Source organism: Pseudoalteromonas sp. S1650 (assembly GCF_005887195.1).
Classification (GTDB): Bacteria; Pseudomonadota; Gammaproteobacteria; order Enterobacterales; family Alteromonadaceae; genus Pseudoalteromonas; species Pseudoalteromonas simplex.
Genome location: NZ_PNDF01000273.1, coordinates 1 through 331, shown reverse-complemented (window position 1 = coordinate 331; position 331 = coordinate 1). Strand labels below are relative to the sequence as shown.

The 331-nt window shown below is 49.8% G+C and carries 1 pseudogene; it reads left to right on the top strand.

The window, feature by feature from the left end:
- Nucleotides 1-83 precede the first annotated feature (83 nt).
- Nucleotides 84-331, top strand: a pseudogene (locus tag CWB80_RS22370) (hypothetical protein); the annotation flags it as partial.

The window sequence follows — 331 nt, the reverse complement described above, 5'->3', positions numbered from 1 at the left end:
AAGAGCCTAAAGCTAAAGAGACGACCTTAGTTAGCGAGGTAACGACTGAGCCAGTAGCGCTACAATTTGTTCTGGGAAATCCAGTGACAACTGCACCTAAAGTGTCTGACATTGCCATCGATAGTGCTTACCTAGCAGCATTTCGTGAGCTGCTTAATTTTGATAAAGAACAAAACAACATTGAGCGGGTTTTAAAGCTCTCGCGTGCAGCACGTTCGTCTGGATTAGCGTTACCTGCCATTGAGAATGGCAACACAAGACTGCCTGCGCGGCGTGCGGCTGCCTTCGCCCCCATTGCAAACGCACTGGCAACGGAACACGCAGAGCAACC